Source organism: Streptomyces sp. NPDC048297 (assembly GCF_043201585.1).
Classification (GTDB): domain Bacteria; phylum Actinomycetota; class Actinomycetes; order Streptomycetales; family Streptomycetaceae; genus Streptomyces.
On sequence record NZ_JBICZA010000014.1, the window covers coordinates 46,290 to 65,576 of the forward strand.

General features: G+C 70.8%; 2 protein-coding genes. One reads left to right on the forward strand and one right to left on the reverse strand.

Annotated elements, in window-relative coordinates; genetic code table 11:
* Positions 1-1,238: 1,238 nt before the first annotated feature.
* A complete protein-coding gene (locus ACGFYV_RS17450; protein ID WP_393879252.1) occupies positions 1,239-1,916 on the reverse strand; it encodes a hypothetical protein in 678 nt (225 codons plus the stop codon).
* 597 nt (positions 1,917-2,513) lie between these two features.
* Between ACGFYV_RS17450 and ACGFYV_RS17455 the strand changes: the two genes are divergently transcribed.
* Positions 2,514-19,214, forward strand: a complete 16,701-nt coding sequence (locus ACGFYV_RS17455) for a hypothetical protein (protein ID WP_393879253.1) — start codon at positions 2,514-2,516, stop codon at positions 19,212-19,214.
* The last annotated feature ends 73 nt before the right edge of the window (positions 19,215-19,287 follow it).

Below are 19,287 nucleotides of genomic sequence, written 5' to 3' on the forward strand. Positions count from 1 at the left end.
CAGCGGAGGCGGAGGTCACGCCGGTGTCCCGCGAGGAGGGCACGGATCCGGCAGCGGAGGCGGAGGTCACGCCGGTGTCCCGCGAGGAGGGCACGGATCCGGCAGCGGAGGCGGAGGTCACGCCGGTGTCCCGCGAGGAGGGCACGGATCCGGCAGCGCCGGCAGAGGTCACGCCTTCGACGCCCGAGGAAGGGGCCGCGCACGGGTCCGCTCAGCGGGACGCCGTTCGGCTGCCGCTCGATGAGGAGACTCTGAAGCTGCTGTACGGGTCCGCCCTGCGCAGCGCGGAAGTCGACGGTGCCACCGTGGGCGACCATCTGCCGGTGGACTCCCGCACCAGGATTCTGCTGGACGGCAGCGTGACGAAGGTCGCCGTTCGTGACCTCGGTCTCGACCCGTATGACGAGCTGCTGCTGCTGGCCGAGCATCCCGAACTCGACCCGGAACTGTCCCGGAAACTGGCCGAGAGGCTGGAGCGGACCGTCGCCCCCGACGCCCCCGTTCTCCTCGAAGGCACACCGGTGGATGACCGTCCCGCCGCACAGGGGCCGAATCATGCCGACGGCGACAGCGCCGAGGTCCTGGCTTCCGAACAGCCCGTGGCAGCCCCGCCTCCCGGTACGGTCACGCCCGATCTGCTTGCTGAGGTCAACCGCGGACTGCGGGACCTGGGCTGGCCCTACGGTCCGGCCGACGAGGCCATGGTCTCAGCGCAGTACGAGAAAATGGCCCCCCTCCTGATCGGCCGCCACCAGCGCGCCGTGGCCCAGGAGATCGCGGGTGCCATCGCCAACCGGGGCGAGCCGCTGCGACTGCGCGGTGGCGCCATCGGCATCGAAACGGAGGATCTGCGCCCGCTACGCCTCATCGGCAGGCCGCCAATCACACTGGGTGATGTCCTGGCCGAGCATCCTTCCGGGGCTCGCATCGTCGTGGACGACCGGTCGTTCTTCCAGGGCCAGGACGGTGCCCTGTACTCAACGCCCGGGGCAGCCAATGGAGAACCTGTCACCAAGCAGAAGCGTCTGATTCCGGAGATCGTTCTTCCGCCCTTGGCGGCTCTCCCCGGAGACAGGTATCGGACGTCGGTCGAGGACGGACTGGCGCTGCATCATGCGACTCGAACGGCCCTGGCAAAGGCCGACGCCTCGGGCCGGCCAATGGATCTCAAGGCTGCCCTGGGGGGCGACCATGGATGGGAGTTGACCGAGGACGGCCACCGGGTGCAGATCGAACCTTCACCGGAGGGCGCGGATCATCCTACGTACACGCAGATCACTGTCGGGGTCCCGGCAGGCGGCCTGAGTGCAATGCTCGATCTGGTCCAAGAGCGACTCGCATTCCGAAGTGTCGGCGCTCTTTTTGCGGGGGCGCGTAATTTCGCCGACATGGTCGCACTGGATTATGCCAGAGCGGTAGTTCATCAGGACGTCACGCCTCAACATATTCCGTTCCTTACCGATGTGGCCGGAGTGGATGAGATCCACGGATATGCGTGGCTGCTGTTCAGTCACGTGACTGCAGGCCCGTTCCAATCTCGATTGTTCCGTGACGGGCTGGTCAAGAACATGCTGCCTGCCGCGTCGCGTACGCCGTTCGAGGCCATCCGCTCCACATTGCTGCCCCAAGTCCGCGCACATCTGGAGCAATTCAGGGAAAAGATTGCCCAGGATGTCGAAGCGGAATTTCAGAAAGTTCTTCGTCGCTACGGAGGCAGTGACGGTTTGAACGTGCTGGGGGAATCTTCCTGGTCGGGATTCACCTACCGTGACTACCTGATGACAGGCCTCCAAGGTGCTACCGAGCACGGTATCAAGGTAGGCCAGGAAGACATGGTGGGGATGAGGGACTTCCCCGAACCCGATACCAACGAGGGACGGATCGCCATTCCTTTGATCCTCCTTGAGCTTCGGCACGTCAGCAGTAAGCAGCGGCCTGTGACGGATCCCGAAGTGGCCTCACTCGTACGCGATTTCAAGGAGGCATCCAAGAACAGCTACGCCCAGGCGAACCGGTTCAGCGGAGATCGGACCGGCCAGATCTCTCCCGTCGCGGCGTACGGTGCACTCTCTCATCCGCTTGTGGCCGCGATGGGGAGAGTGCTCGCCGCGGTCAGCGGCCTGTCGGTACCGCAGCAGGGCGATGGAAACCGGCCTGTTCTGAGAAATTCGGATCGAAACAGGCTCGCTCAGAAAACTATGCGTTTTGCCGTGGAGGGCGGTCGGCTTCCCCCGGCTCTGCCGGCCGAACTGAGGAAGCTCCTCAGAACCGTTCAGGATGCAATCGGTTCACAACCCTCCATGTCTCGTCTGTCAGTCCAGGACCGCACCCGTCTCACCGGGGCCGCGGCGGCACTGCGAAGGGCGTTGGATGTCACAGGTGCTCAGCCCGGCCAGGGCCGACCACCGGTCTCGCGCCATTCGTCGCAGGCGGCTGCCACCCGGAATGGCGGTCCGGCGCGTTCGCATTCCGGTGCCGGCAGGCTCGGCGGTGGGGCGGATCGTGAGCGTGGTGTGTCGCTTGAGGCGGAGTCCGCGGTCTTCGCGGTGGGCGAGGAGGCGTTGGAACCGGAGTTCCTGGCGGAGTGGGCGCGGGACAACGGGTTCTCGGCGGAGTCGGTTCGTGGGGCGTACGTTCAGGCTTCGGGTCTGGTGCACCGGGCGCTGGTTTATCTGCCGGTGATCGGCCATGACGCTCGCGAGGTGGGATATAGGGATGCGTTGCGCCGTGTTGTCGCGGCGGTGACGGTGGCGCGGGACGAGCCGTTGCCGGCCGGCGCCAAGGGCAAGGGTCGTGCCGAGGGGCCGACCGGTGAACGGGACGCCCTGCTGGTGGCGCGTCTGCGCGATGTGGGCCAGGCGCTGGTGAATCTCGATCAGGCGCAGGCGCAGGTTGAGACGGCCGCCCGTCCCGACGAGGGTCACGAGCAGCGGGTCCAGGACGCGCGGCTCGCGGTCGACCAGGTCTGGCGCGCGGCGCGGGAGATCGTCCCCGATCTGGATCTCGCGGACGTCCGCTACCTGCATGATGCCCACCGTGCTCTCGGTGACGGCGGGAACGGCGAACCTCCGCAGACGATGGTCGGTGGGGCGGTGGGAACGGAGACCGAGGACCAGCACCCCCTGCTGATCGTTCCCCCGGGCAGAGAGCTGGCGTCGGGTACGCGGCTGGCCGAGCACCGGTCCGGTGTCGAACTCGTCGTGGACCACCACGCGTTCTTCCGCGACGCCACCGGCGTACTGCACCCGACGAGTCAGGCTGCGACCGTGGCGGGTGGCGGGCGTGCGCCGAGGCGGGAAGTGCACGCCATTCCGGAGATTGTCCTGCCGCCGATGGCGGTGCTGGCAGGCGAAGAGGGGCGGCGCTTGCCGCGCGAGCGGGTGGTCGAGTTCTACCGGGCGATACGGCAGCAACTCACGATCCCTGACCGCTCGGGCCGGACAGTTCGGCTGGAGCAGCTGTTCCCTGCCGTGGAGGGTTGGCGGGTCAGCGAGCTGGGCCAGGACACTTCCGTCGGGCCCTCCCCGTCGGGCCCGGGGCACGCGGCTCTGGTGCAGCTGACCGTGGGGGTGCCGCCGAAGGCACTGTCTGTCGTCCTCGACGCCGTGTACGAGCGTTTGACGCTGCCGCAGTTCGGAGCTGCGATGATGGTCGGGCATCAGTTCGCCGACTCGGTGACGGCCGACTACGTTCAGCAGCGCACCGGCTTCGCTGTCCCGCACGACAGGCTGCCCTTCCTCGGCACCATGCCGGGGCTGGAGGAGCTGCACGGCTATCTGCGGCTGGTGTTCAGCCATGTGGCGGCGTCGCCCATGCAGATCCACCACTGGCCGGGCCGCTTGGCCAAGAACATGCTGCCGGCGGCTTCCAGGACGCCGCTTTTCGTGGTCAGGAGGGCACTGAGCCCCGAGGTGAGGGAGTTCCTGGAGAGGTATCACGACCGGATCGAGCAGCACACCGAGAACTCGATTGTCTACCTGTTGTCCCACCCTGACTCCCTTGCCATACGAAGGGAGTTCCAGCCCGGCGCGTTCGACCGTCCGCTGGACAGCGTGGTCACCGAGTCGGAACGTCCCCAGCGGGATTACCTGGCCACGGCCCTGATGGGACAGACTGCCGACGGGCACCAGGTGACCCAGTTCGATGCGGTCGGCATGCGCGACTACCACGAGCTTGACGACGCTGGTGGCGCCCTGGCCCATCCCATGGCGCTGTTGGAGCTGAGGCACTACGGCGGCGTTCCCAGTGTGATGACCGACGAACGGTTCGCCGCCGCGCTGGAAGAGGTCGCCCGCGTCGAGCAACGGGCCTACGCGGTGGCTCAGCGCTCGGTGGCGCACGATCTCGACGCCCGCGGGGTGAGAGCGGTCATAGAGCACCCGCTGGTGGGTGCCCTGGCGCGCCTCATGGGAGATCGCTGGACCCGCGTGCCGACCGCGGCTGGTGGCCCGAATCCGGTGATCCGGGCCGAGGAGGTGCGGATGCTCGGCGAGGCCGTCGCGCACCATGTGCGGAGCGCCGCGCCGCTGCCCTCTGCCGTGGAGGCGACGCTCACGAGGATCGGCGCCCGTGTCCGGTCGGCGATCGAGTCGTCCCCGGAGCCGTCACCACCGCTGCGGCAAGTGGTGAGAACGCTTGCCCACGTCCGCGGCCTGCTGCCCCGCGCTTCGGGATTCGGGCCCGGCCCGGCGGCCCGTCATGGTGGGTCCGTGAGGGGCTTCCGGCCCGGTGGTGGGCTCGCCGACAGGACGGGGGACGGCGAGCACGTTGTGCCGTCGCCGGAGGAGTCCGCAGTCTTCGAGGCCGGCGAGGAGGTGTTGGAGCCGGGGTTCCTGGCGGAGTGGGCGCGGGAGAACGGGTTCTCGGCGGAGTCGGTTCGTGGGGCGTTCAGCGGGGCTTCGGGTCTGGTGGGCCGGGCGCTGGGTTATCGGCTGGTGATCGGTCATGACGCTCGCGAGGTGGGTTATCGGGAGGCGTTGCGCCGTGTCGTCGCGGCGGTGACGGTGGCGCGGGACGAGCCGTTGCCGGCCGGCGCCAAGGGCAAGGGCCGCGCCGAGGGGCCGACCGGTGAACGGGACGCCCTGCTGGTGGCGCGTCTGACTGACGTGGGTCAGGCGCTGGTGAGTCTCGATCATGCGCGGGCCGAGGCGGCGGCTTACCCGGAGGCGGGTCACGGGCAGCGGGTCGAGGACATGGCTTTCATGGTTGAGGAGGCGGTGTATGCGGCCCATGAGCTAGTCCCTCATCTTGATCTCGCGGACGTCCGCTACCTGCATGATGCCCACCGTGCTCTCGGTGACGGCGGGAACGGCGAACCTCCGCAGACGATGGTCGGTGGGGCGGTGGGAACGGAGACCGAGGACCAGCACCCCCTGCTGGCCGTCAACGGCCAGCCGCTGGACTATGCCACGCTGCTGGCCAAGCACCGGTCGGGCGTGCAACTGGTCGTGGACCACATGTCCTTCTTCCGTGATGCCGGGGGCGTACTGCACCCGTCGTATCAGGCGGCGGCCGCGGTGAGCGGCGGGCATGCGCCAGTGATGGAGGCGCACGCCATTCCGGAGATCGTCCTGCCGCCGATGGCCGTGCTGCCCGGCGAGGAGGGGCTCCTGCCGCGCGAGCAGGCGATCGAGCTGTACAGGGCGATACGGCAGCAGCTCGGGCTCCCCGACAGCTCGGGCCGACCCACTCGGCTCGCAGAGCTGTTCCCCGCCGCGGAGGGATGGCAGCTCAGCGAGGTGGGTCAGGACGTTGCCGTCGGGCCCTCCCCGTCGGGTCCGGGGCATGCCGCCATGGTGCAGCTGACTGTGGGTGTCCCGCCGAAGGGCCTGTCCCTCGTCCTCGACACCGTTCTTGACCGCCTGCCGTTGCCGCAGTTCGTAGCTGCCATGATGGTCGGGCATCAGTTCGCCGACTCGGTGACGGCGGGCTACGTTCGGCTGCGCACGGGCCACGCCGTCCCGCCGGGCACGCTGCCGTTCCTGGGCGCGGTGCCGGGGGTGGAGGAGCTGCACGGTTACCTGCGGCTGGTGTTCAGCCATGTGGCGGCGGTGCCCCTGCAGCGTCACCACTGGCCGGACGCGCTGACCAAGAACATGCTGCCGGCGGCTTCCCGGACGCCGCTGTCCGAGGTCAGGAAGGCCCTGAGCCCCAGGGTGAGAAGGTTCCTGGAGACGCAGTACCAGCGGATTGAGGAGCGCACGGAGAGGTCACTTCGTAACCTGTTGTCCCATCCCGTCTCCGTCAACATGCGAAGCGATTTCGCACCGGGCGAGTTCGACCATCCGCTGGACGAGGTGTCCCCGTGGAACGTCTCCCCGCGGGAGTACCTGGCCACGGCCTTGATGGGACAGACGGCCGACGGGCGCCAGGTGAGTCAGACCGAAGCGGTCGGCATGACCGACTACCACGAGCTGGACGATTTCGGCGGTGCTCTGGCTCATCCCATGGCGCTGCTGGAGTTGCGCCACTACGGCGGCGTTCCCAGTGTGATGACCGATGACCGGTTCGTTGCCATGCTGGAAGAGGTCGCGCGTGTTGAGCGGGACGCCTACGCGGTGGCTGAGCGTTCTGTGGAGCAGGCTATGGACGCGGGCGGAGTGAAGACGGTCATCGAGCACCCGCTGGTGGACGGCTTGGCGCGCCTTTTCGAGCGGACCCGATGGAATACTGTGCCGACTACGGCTGGCGGGTCGGCCCGGGTGATGGGGGCCGAGGAGGTGCGGCTGCTCGGCGAGGCCGTCGCACGTCATGTGCGCAGCGGTGCGCCGTTGTCCCCTTCCGTGGAGGCGACGCTTGCGACGGTCGGCGCCCGTGTCCGGTCGGCGATCGAGTCGTCCCCGGAGCCGTCACCAGCTCTGCGGCTGGCGGTGGAGGCGCTGGAACACGTCCGTGGCCTGCTGCCCCGCGCTTCGGGAATCGGGCTCGGCCCGGCGGCCCGTCATGGTGCGTCCGTGAGGGGCTTCCGGCCCGGTAGTGGGCTCGCCGACAGGACGGGGGACGGCGAGCACGTTGTGCCGTCGCCGGAGGAGTCCGCGGTCTTCGAGGCCGGCGAGGAGGTGTTGGAGCCGGGGTTCCTGGCGGAGTGGGCGCGGGAGAACGGGTTCTCGGCGGAGTCGGTTCGTGGGGCGTTCAGCGGGGCTTCGGGTCTGGTGGGCCGGGCGCTGGGTTATCGGCCGGTGATCGGTCATGACGCTCGCGAGGTGGGTTATCGGGAGGCGTTGCGCCGTGTCGTCGCGGCGGTGACGGTGGCGCGGGACGAGCCGTTGCCGGCCGGCGCCAAGGGCAAGGGCCGCGCCGAGGGGCCGACCGGTGAACGGGACGCCCTGCTGGTGGCGCGCCTGCGCGACGTGGGCCAGGCGCTGGCGAATCTCGACCAGGCACAGGCACAGGCACAGGCACAGGCACAGGTGCAGGCGCATGCGCATGCTGAGACGGCCGCCCGTCCCGACGAGGGTCACGAGCAGCGGGTCCAGGACGCGCGGCTCGCGGTCGACCAGGTCTGGCGCGCGGCGCGGGAGATCGTCCCCGATCTGGACCTCGCCGATGTCCGCCGCCTGCACGATGACCACCGTGCTCTCGGTGACGGCGGGAACGGCGAACCTCCGCAGACGATGGTCGGTGGGGCGGTGGGAACGGAGACCGAGGACCAGCGCCCCCTGCTGACCGTTCCCCCCGGCCGGGAGCTGCAGCAGCGCATGCAGCTGGCCGAGCACCCCTCGGGCGTGCAACTGGTCGTGGACACATTTCCCTTCTACCGCGCCGCCGACGGCGTACTGCACCCGACCTTGCGGCACGCGGTCGCGGCGGGCGGCGGGCATGCGCCAGTGATGGAGGCGCACGCCATTCCGGAGATCGTCCTGCCGCCGATGGCGGTGCTGCCCGGCGAAGAGGGGCGCTTGCCGCGCGAGCAGGCGGTCGAGCTCTACAGGGAGATACGGCAGCGTCTTGCGGAACCTGACAGGTCGGGTCGGGCTGTTTTTCTGGCGAAGCTCTTCCCGGCCGCGGAGGGGTGGCAGTTCAGCGAGGTGGGCCAGGACGTCGTCGTGGCGCCCTCCCCGTCGGGTCCGGGGCACGCCGCCATGGTGCAGTTCACCGTCGGGGTGCCGCCCAGGGGCCTGTCCGTCGCCCTCGACGCCGTTCACGAGCGTTTGACGATGCCGCAGTTCGTCGTGGCCATGACTTCGGGACACCAGCTGGCCGACGCGGTGACGGCCGGCTATGTCCAGGAGCGCACAGGACACGCCGTCCCGCCGCACATGCTCTCGTTCCTGCGTGACGTGCCGGGGGCGGAGGAACTGCACGGCTACCTGCGGTTGGTGTTCAGCCATGTGGCCGCGGCGCCGCTGAACCGCCATCACTGGCCGCAGAATCTGATCAAGAACATGCTGCCCGCGGCTTCCCGGACGCCGTTCTTCACGGTGAGGGGGGCACTGAGCCGCGATGTGAGGGAGTTCCTGGCGCGACACCACGAGCGGATCGAGCAGAACATCGAGGACTCACTTCGCTTCCTGCTGACCCGCCCCGAATCCTTCGCTGTGCGACGCGAGTTCGCGCCCGGCGAGTTCGACCACCCGCTCGACATGGTGGTCGCCCCGTGGAATGTGTTCCAACGGGACTACCTGGCCACGGCCCTGATGGGCCAGACGGCCGACGGCCGCCAGGTGAGCCAGTACGAAGCGGTCGACATGCACGACTACCCCGAGTTGGACGACGCCGGCGGTGCCCTCGCCCACCCCATGGCGCTCCTGGAGTTGCGGCACTTCGGCGGCGCTCCCACCAGGATGACCGATGACCAGTTCGTCGCCGCGCTGGAAGAGGTCGCGGGTGTCGAGCGGAACGCCTACGCGGCGGCCGAACGCCCCCTGGAACACGCTCTCGACGCCGACGAGGTCAGGGCCCTTCGCGACCACCCGCTCGTGGCCGGCATGGCCCACCTCTTCGGGCCGATCCGCTGGATCCGCGTGCAGACTCCGTCCGGCGAAAGCACCCCGGTGATCCGGGCCGAGGAGGTCCGCACGCTCAGCGAGGCCGTTGCCCACCACGTACTGAGGGGTGCGCCCCTGCCCCCGTCGGTGAGCGTCACGCTCGCGACGATCAACGACCGCATCTCGGCCGCAGAGGCATCCGGGCCCTTTCCACCCGTCCTGAGGCAGGCGCTGGACCACGTCCGCGCTCTGCTGCCCGGCGACCCCCGCACCGAGCACAACTCCGCGCTCTCCCGGCCCGGCACATCGCTGGCCGAGGACGCGGGAACCCCGGGCGTGGCCGCCCTGCGGGCCGACGTGGACAGGCATCTGCGGCGGCGGTACAGGATTGCCCTGGACGGCGCCCCCGTCTCCTTCGAGGACGCACACCACCGTGCCGTGGCGGACGCCGGTGGCCCGGGCCCGTGGCAGCGGATGAACTCTCGCCACCAGGCCGAACGTGTTGCGCTCGCCGCCCTCGGCCGGCAGTGGCAGGGCCTGCGGGGCGGCAGCTCCCGGGCGGGTGAGTCCTCCCGGGCGGGCGGGTCCTCCCGGGCCGGGGCGCGGCGGCAGCCCGAGCGGCTGCCCGAGTACGCGGCGGAGGTGGCCGCCGTGCCGCCCGGCAGGCATCTGAGGGGAAGGGCCGCCGGCGCCGTCGAACTCGACCACACGGTCCTCACCGCGTGGAAGGACGACTCGTCGCGGCCGGGGCTGTCGCGTTCGTCGCGCCTCCAGGCCGTCGACGCCGCGGTCGGCAGGCTGGAGCAAGCGGTCCGGGGCGGCCTCACCCAGCAACACGCGGGTCTGCTGCAGCTGGTCCTGGAGACGATCGGGGAGTGGGAGCAGGGCAAGCAGGCCGGCGGCGCGGGGGTCATGAGCACGCGTGAGCGGGACGTCCGTGACCTCAAGACCCATGTGCACTCCCTGCAGCGCTGGCTCGCCCAGCCTCCGGAGCAGCGCCGGCTGCCGTGGGGCCTGGACTACACGAGTGCCGTGCGGGAGGGGGACGTCGTCACCGACACGGTGTACACCGGCAGCATGCGCGACGGCTCCGTCGTGGACCGCGGGCGGCCGGAGACAGCGCCCTGGGCCGACAGCGGTACGACATCCGCGCCCGTCGTGATCGTCGCCCGGAACGACGTGAACGCGGGCGATTTCGCCGATGACGTGGCGTCGAAGCTGACGGCCCTGCCCGGGAACGGCCCGCTGGTGCTGCTGCGGCAGGGCGTCGGCCTGACCGCGCACGCCCCCCGGCTGCTCGCCGCCAGGACCGGCCGCCCGGTCTGGTGGTTCACGGGTGCGGCCGTGCTGAACGACCGCGGGCTGCTCCGCATCACCGGCATCGACTCGGCACGCACCCCGCTGGCCTCCTGGACGGTCAGCCGCCCCGACGCGCTGAACGCCGCGCACCTCACGGGGCCCGCGGACGGCACGGTCCCGGGGGACGGTTTCCATCAGCAGCTCATCGTCGACCGGCAGCACGGCATCAGGGGCCTGTCCTACCTGAGTGCCGACTTCATGGGGACCTCGGACCGTCTCCGACCGGCGGACTACCGTGCGCTGGCGGACAGGACCGACTACGAGGTGTTGTTCGACGACAGCAGGGACCCCTCCACCCTGCGGGTGCCCTGGCGTAGAGCCGCCCGGCAAGGCCGGATCCCGTACTTCGTCGAGGCACCCGCGTACCCCGACGGGTCGGTGGCCCTGTTCTCCCGTGCGGACGGCTCGAACAGCCGCGTCAAGGTGCCGAAGGCGCAGTTCTCGCGGCTGGTCGCCGACCACCTGGCGTCCGAGCACCTGCCCCGGGGCACCGCGCTGGTCCTGCTCGTCAGCGGGGCCGGACGCAGCTCCGCGACGCAGCCGTCGCTCGCGCAGATGGTCGCCGACACGGCCGGCCGCACGGTGTACGCGTCGGCGGGCACGGTCGACGTCGCGCTCCAGATCTCGATGGCCAGGTCCGACAACCCGGAGCTGAACGGCTGGCGGGAGTTCCTGCCCCAGAGCACGGCGGCGGCCGTGGACCTGCGACTGCCGCCCCGGACACCGCTGCACAGTTCCGCCCTGTCGGGGCGCAGGGCCCGCTCCGCCGAGTACGACCGCGCCATCCTCACCGACTGGATGACCGAGTCCAGCCGGCCCCGGTCCTCGCGCTCCACGGCGCTCAAGCGCATCGACGACGAGGTCAAGCTCCTGGAGCTGGCGACCCGGAACGGCATCGGCACCGAGCACCGGACCATGCTGTCGTCGGTCCTGGACAGGATCACGGACTGGGAGCGGCAGCGGAACGACGGCGGAAGCACCAGCAGCCGGAAGCCGGATATCGACCGCCTCCGGGCCCATGTCGAGGCACACCTGAGCCGGTTCACCGGCACCGGAGGCCGCGGGCAGGGTCCGTGGGGCCTGGACTACACCTCCCAGGCCGTCACCCCGGCCACGGGGATCGTGCACGACGCCATCTTCCGCCGCCAGGACGCGCGGCCGGACGCCGACGTGACCCCGGTCCGGGCACCGTGGGCCGGGAACGACAGGGAGCCGTTCTTCGTCAGGCTCCCCGACGACGCCCTCGTCGTCGGCGCGGGCGGCGCCGTGCCCGACCTGAACCGGTGGCACTTCTCGCAGGACGTCGCCGCTCGACTGTCGGACGTCCCGGACGGTGCTCCCCTGGTGCTGCTCTGGTCGGGCCGTTCCCTGGGGCTGCACAGCGCCCAGCTGATCGCCGCCAGGACCGGCCGGCCGGTGTGGTCCTACAGCGGTACGGTGACGCTCATCCGGCGGGGCGACTCCCTGGCCGTCACCCACCCCGGCCCCCGCAACGGCGACTACGGCGACTGGGCGCTCAGCCGTCCGGAGGATCTCGGCACCGCGCCCGACGAACCGGTCCTGCACGCCGTCTCGCCCACAAGGGGGGCGCCCCTCCCGGTGGACGCCATCACCCAGCATCCCCTCGTGGACGGTCACCACCGGCCGTTCGGCCTCTCCTACGGGAAGCCGAACTACCGATCGGGGTACCACCGGGACCTGCTGGAGACGCGGGAGTACCAGAACGTTCTCGATCTGTCCGACCCGGGGATCCCGAGGTACGACCGACAGCAGCGGACCTTCCCCTGGCACCGGTCGGGCGCTCAGAACCGCCCCTACTTCATCGAGGTCTCCGCCCCGGAGCGCGGATACGTCACCCTTCACGACAGGACGAAGGACACGAACGTCACCGTGCAGGCAAGTGAGTTCGTCCGCTTCGTGGCCGAAGACCTGCGTGCCACCCAGCCGTCGGACACCGGACCGCTGGCCCTGATCCTCGACCACGCCGGGACCCGGCCGCCCGGACCGCGGACCGCGGAGAACGTACCGCTGGCACAGCTCCTGGCGGACAGGACCGGACGCACGGTCCACGCGCCCGTGGGCAAGCTCCGTAACGGGTTCAACATCATCAACATCGACGACGAGCTGGGACTCGGAAGCCGCAAGAACCTGGGCTGGCACACCTTCACGCCGTCGGCTCCCGCCACCGCGCAGCCCCGCCCGGAGGCCGCCCCGCCGCGCCCGGACCACCGTCCGCCCCGCTACGAGACGCTGGACCGCGACGAGGACCTACGGCAACGAGCAGGCATCACGGACCACGCCTCGTTCGAGCAGGCCCGTCGTCGCGCTGTGGACGAGGCGGGCGGTGAGGGCATCTGGCGGCGCCTCGACCTCCGGGAACAGGCCGCGCGCATCGCCCAGGCCGCTCGCGGGCAGGCGCCGCCCCGTCTGCGGGGCGGCGCCAGTCGCCGGAACACGCCCCTCGACGGTCTCGGCGACGATTCGCCCGATGCCTCCCCGCAGGCCGGGCCCACTCCCGGACCCAGCCGGCACACCGACGTCGACCCCGCACCCCCCGGTGCCACGGACGGGACGGTCCCAGGGGGTCAGCAGGACGACGTGGCGGAACCGCCTCCGGTCCGGGCCCGCGATCACCTGTCGGACGACCCGGCCGGCGATGAGGAGTTCTCGGCGGGCACCCCGCGGCAGGCGGAAGCGACCCTGGGCCGGTACGTCGGGCCAGAGCTTGACCAGGGAGCGGCGACACCGGACGAACCGCACCATGCCGCCGAGCGCGATGAACTCCCCCAGGCCGCGGATGCCCTGGACGGAAGCGACCAGGATGTCCCAGCCGCGCAGACCTCCGGCGAGGACTCGTCGGACGACGCCCGTTCGGCGCGGTCCGACCGGCCGCGGAGCCCGGACGACCAGGCCGTCGTACCGGAGGAGTCCGCGGTGGTGCCGGCGGCCTCGATCGAGGAGGTGCCGGCCGAACTCAGCGCCGCCATCCGGAAGTTCGGCTCCACGAGGGACGGTTCGCAGGAGCTGATCTACGTCGAGCCGGTCCCCGAGGCGACCGTCCACTGGCTCCAGGAGCAGGTGTTCGCACAGGTCGAGGGTGATCGCGGCGCGAACGAGGCGTTCCGTACGGTCGTCCGCCAAACGCTCACCTCCCGCGCGCTGAGCAGTGAATGGGCGCGCCTGTTCAGCGAGCACGGCTTCCCGGTGCGGGCGCCGTACCGCGGGCGGACGTATCAGGTCGCGGTGCGCCTCGAACTGTCCTCGCCGCGGAGGGTGGACCCGGGGATCCACGAGATGCCGGACGGGCCGCCGGTCGGCATCCAACGCTGGGACTTCGGCGTGAGCGAGACCGGTAGCACCAGCAGCATCGCCGACCTGCGCTCGATGAACCTGAGCCACGCGCACACCTGGCAGACCCCGCACGCCGACTGGCTGCGGAGGGTGACGCTCTCCCCGCAGCTGACGTACACGCACAACCAGACGACCACCACGGTCTCGGCGGGCGCGACGGTGCAGCCGTTGGTCCAGCTGCGCAGCAAGGAGCGGTCCTGGCCGTACGAGTACGACATGACCTGGCAGGTGCGGACCACGACCGGTCTGACGCAGGCCACGACCACCGTTCAGCCCGCCGACCGGTGGCACACGCCGGGCAGCGCGGCGCCTTCCGCGCTCACGGTGTGGTTCCCCGAGCACCTGATCGAGGCCGGGACGGACCCTGCCGGGCCGATCGATCCGGACAGCCCCGAGGGGCGTCCGGCGCCGTTGGAGACGCTGCTCCACGAGGTCCCGCTGTTCGCGGTCGAGAGCGTGCCACGCGCGGACGCCATCTTCTCCGACGTGCTCGTGTCCTTCCGGCGGGACCTGGCCGGCATCTCCGAGGCGTCGCTCGACGAACTGCGGCAGTTCTTCGGCGAGGGCAACCTCCGCGGCAACCTGCCGCTGATGTACAGCGGCTCCCACACGTCGCCGACCCTGTTCGCCAAGGACGGCTCGGTCATCGGCCTGCTGCGCGTCCACGTCGAACTCAAGGAACGGACCGGCCCCGGCAGCATCGCCGGCCCGCCGACCCGCAACTCCGCCCTCGATTCCCACGTCCTGCGCTCCATCCGGCTCACCGGAACCGCGTCGGTCGCCAACGCCTCCGGCGTGGGACTCGGCGTCAGCACCGGACTCGCCGCCGGCCTGCCCGACCCCGTGACCGGCACCGAGCCGATCGGGTTCAACCTGTCCGTATCGGGCGCCGTCCAGCACCAGGTGACCCACACCCTCGCCTCCGGCGGCAGCGCCAGAACCTCGCACGCGCTGCGCACCGCCAAGCCGTTGCTGCGGGAACGGGTGGACGCGCGCTACCACATCACGCTGGTGCGGCCGAGCGGACGCGAGCGCCGCCCGGCCGGCGGCACGCCCCTGGCGGCAACCGACCACACGTATCCGCTGATTCTGCGGGTGCCGTCCGTCGCGACCGTCTCCGGGACGCCGCAGACCCCGCGGTTCCTGCCGCCCGAGGTCCTGCACCTGCGCTCGCTCGGCGTGTCCGCCACGCCGCTGGCCGTCGAGGGGACCCGGGCGCTCCACGACGGCCTTGAGACCTGGCTGCGCGACCACGGCTTCCTGCCGCCCGCCGACGACTCGTACCGAGGCCCGGTCGACCAGGCACACCATCTCCAGCGGCTCACCAACGTCCGCAAACTGGAACAGATCCGCTCCAGCATGGGGCTGCGCGCGACACTGGACGAGATGGTCGAGGGCGGCCACACCGTCTGGTTCGAGCGCACCACCCTTGAGGGAACCCAGCGCGTGTCGTTCCGGATGACGGCCGAGCGCCGCTACGCGGAAGGCCCGGACGGCGGTGTCACCCTCGACCGCCACCTGAACGACATCCAGACGAACAACTACACGGGTTCCACGATCTCCGGGGACGAGCAGTTGACGCGCGCGCCCTGGACGATCAGCGGCACCGCTCAGGCGTCGATGACCAACCCGTTCGACGACCGCGGCAACCTGTGGCTCCAAGGCCTCACACCCGAGTACACCTACAGCCGGCAGAACTCCGTCACGACGGGTTCCAGCGCGGGTACCGGCCACGAGTACTACGTCCTCACCCCCACCGAGGACGGCATCCACCTCTTCACGCTGCCCGTCACCTACCGCACGGAGATCTCCTGGAGCCACGGCCCCGCCCCGGAGCCGGGCTCGGCCGAGGGAACGGTCAGTGTGGCGCTGCCCACCTACCGCACCCTGACGCAACCCGGCGCCCAGGAGACGTCGGCCATGCCCCGGCCGCGCGCGCTCACCGACGCCGACGCCGACATGCTCGCCGGCGCACTGGGGTTGCCGGAGACGGCCGTGATCGACCGGGCCGAGGGCAGCTGGGCCGTGCGCACCGCGGTGAACGAGATGCTCGGCTCCCTGGCCGACGCCACGCCCGCCCACCTGGAGGACGCGGACACCAGGACGATGCCCGGCAGTTGGGTGCCGACGGCCACCGCCGACACCCCGGAGCACCAGACGGCGGAGGTGGACAGCGACGACGGCTCCGGACCGGGCCCGATGCCGGGCGCGTTCGAGCTGACGGAGCAGCAGAGGGGCGCGGACTCCGCGACCACGGAACCGGACGAGGGCGCGGTCACCGCACGGCGCACGGATGCCGGCGAAGCGCGTTCTGTCGGCGAGCAGGCGGACGCCGCCGAAGCGCCTGCCACTGGCCTGGCGACGCTGCTGCACCGGTCCGCGGTGGGCGCGCTGGACAGCGGCCTGGGCACCGTGCGCTGGGCCGCCGGACAGGTCGCCGGGGGCTGGCGCTGGACCAAGCGCCTCAGCGTGGGGGAGGACCTTCTCGCGCCGGAGAGCGTCGCCCAGGAGGTGGTGGAGGCGGGTCTGTCACCGCACCACATGGTGGCCAACGTCCACCGGATCTTCCGCGACTCCTACGTGGTGGAGGGCGCCGGCACGTCGGGAGTCCTCGCGGGCACCGACGTCACCGTTGAGGTCGAGGGATACCTCACCGATGTGCGCGCACTGCCGCGCCCCGGTGTCATGGACTACGAGCGGTGGATCCAGTCCGTCGACGCCTCCGCCGAGACCCGCGGCGACACCCGAAGCCACGCGGGCGGCCTCTCCCTCGCCGCCGACTACGGCGACCCGGGCCGCACGTTCGCCCCCTCCGGCCGTCTCTTGACACGCACGAGCACCACGGACAGCTCCACCGTCAACGACAACGCCACGGCCTACCGCGTCACGAGCGAGAACGACGTACTCCCGCACCGCTTCAGCGGTACGGCCACCTACAAGGTCACCGTCAGGACCGGCCTGCGCAACGTCGTGACGGGCCTGCTGGTCGGCGGACCGAGCCGCGAGCACACCAGGATCGTCGAGGTCCCGGACGCCGTGGAGTTCCTGCTCTCCGACAACGACCTGAACAACCACCCGGAGTTCAGGCTCCAGGATGTGCCGGAGCCGCAGGACGCCGGTCCCGCCGACCGGCTGCTGCCGCCCTGGTTCGTCGAGAGCGGCGGTCAGCTCGGATTCGGTGCCGTGGCCGAACTCCACCCCGAAGGCGGCAGGTCCGCCTTCGCCGACCGGGTCGGGGAACTGGTCGAGCGGATCGCCACCGGCGCGACCGTGCCCGGCAGCGCCACCTATCTGCCCGGCGTCCTGTCCCGCATCAACGAGCACGCCACCTCGCTCGGCCTGCGCGCCCTGGTCAACGCGGGCCCGGCCGGTCACACCGCCTTCCACTTCGTGCACCGCTCGTGGCTGGGCCCGACGATGGTGGAGGTGGCGCTGCGCGCGCGGCCCACCGGAGACCTCGGCGAGGTACACGGCCGGTCGGCCCTGCAGAACGCCGGCCTGGACAACGTCCTCGGCCACTCCAACGGCGACGGCAGTGCCCTGCCCGTCCCCGGCACCACCCGCCAGACCCGCGTCACCTCGGTCGCCAACGAACTGGACTTCTCACCGCTGGTGCAGCACAACGGACACCGGTTCCGGCCCACCGTGTCGATGACCCGGCAGACCGACGTCATGGAGTCGGCGATCTCGACCCGTGAACAGCGTGCCTGGCAGCGCAGCATGCGGGACACCTCCGAGTTCGACCTCGACTACAACTACGACGTGACCGTCACCGCGAGGCCGATGGCACAAGTGCTGGCGGTCGCCGTGCCCCTCTACCTGGCGGCCGGAGCCCGACGGATCGCCCATTACGCCGGGCTCACGGGGCTGATGGACACCACGTTCCAGGCACTGTCCGGCCTGCGGCCCTTGCGGCAGGCGAGCGACAGCGTGCCGGCACGCGCGGTCCTTCGCTTCAACGGGTCGGAGACACCTGCCGCGGCGCAGGCCCCCGCCGGGCCCGACGGGTCGCGGACACCGGCCGGGACGCCGCAGCCTCCGCGCCAGGTCACGCCCGCGGTCTACACCGATGACCCGACCCTGGCCCTGGAAGCGCAGCCGGACCAGGTCGTCATCGACATGCAGGTCCCCGCCGAGGTCCGCGCGACGCTGAACGGCTCGCCGTGGGTACCCGGCCGTCCCTTCGAGATCTACCAGTACGACGGAACCGACCAGCTGGCCGAGGCGCTGCGCGCTGTCGATCCGGCACTGGGCGGCGAACGCGAGCTGCTCACCTCCACGTCGTCGGAGGGCATGTTCATCCGGCTGACCCAGCTGGCCGCGACCGGCCGCCTCACGCTGCTGCACCCCGCGGCCGCCGCGCCGTACCTGGGACAGCCGGGCGCGGCCCGCACCTTCGTCCAGATGACGATCTACGCTCCACGCAGCGTGGCGACGAGTACGGACACCGCGATCGACCGGGTGGAGATCTCCAACGACGGCTCGTCCACGCAGGGCGACCTGGTGATGAACCCGGCGCTGACCTTCGGCTACAGCGGCCCGTTGCAGGCCTCGGGGACCGACCGTCTCGGCCCGACGGTCCCGCTCGCGGGCGAACGCGTCACCAGTGGACAGACGTTCACGTACGGCGCCCCCCGCCGCGAGATGGTGCGCTTCGGTACCCCGACCGCGGGCGGGCCCGACGGCGCCCCGGGCCACCAGGTTCGGGCAGTCGGCCTGCTGAAGGTCGTGGGCCCCCGGGGCACCCGCTGGGTCACGGCCAACGTCATCATGCGCACGACGGAGGCACCGCCGGAACCGGCCGTGGAGCCGGCTGTGCAGCCGGTCCGGGAGCAGCCCGCCCACCAGGAGGAACCCCCGGGCGACGGCCGGACCACCACCCCGCTCCAGGAAGAGCAGGAGGAGGTGGGCCAGGGAGAGTTGCCCGCGGAGGGCTTGGGCCAGGACGAGCCCGAGGCGCAGCAGGATCCCGTCCTCGACATCTCCCTCACGCCGGGCGACCTGGACGCGACGCGTCAGGCCGACACCCCGTCGCCGTCCGGTCCTGAGCAGCCGGACGTGCTCTCCGAGCCGCATGTGCTTTCAGAGCCGGACGTGCTTTCAGAGCCGCATGTGCTTTCAGAGCCGCATGTGCTTTCAGAGCCGCATGTGCTTTCAGAGCCGCATGTGCTTTCAGAGCCGGACGTGCTCTCCGAGCCGCATGTGCTTTCAGAGCTGGACGTGCTCTCCGAGCCGCATGTGCTTTCAGAGCCGGACGTGCTCTCCGAGCCGCACGTGCTTTCAGAGCCGCATGTGCTTTCAGAGCCGGACGTGCTCTCCGAGCCGCATGTGCTTTCAGAGCCGGACGTGCTCTCCGAGCCGCACGTGCTTTCAGAGCTGGACGTGCTCTCCGAGCCGGACATGCTCTCCGAGCCTGCCGGGCCGCCCGAGCGGACGGCGACCACGGCGGACGTGCCGGATGGCACGGAGGACATCGACGAGTTGGGGCTCCACGATCCGCTGGGGCTGGACGTGCGGCCCGGCGGGGAGTTTTCGGCGGGCCCCGAGGACGTCGTACGCGAGACGGACGGCCAGTAGTGACAGGCGAGTTGCCGCGGGTCGCACAGTCGCGGGTGTGGTGGCGTCAACCGCGGGCGCCGACCACCGGTCC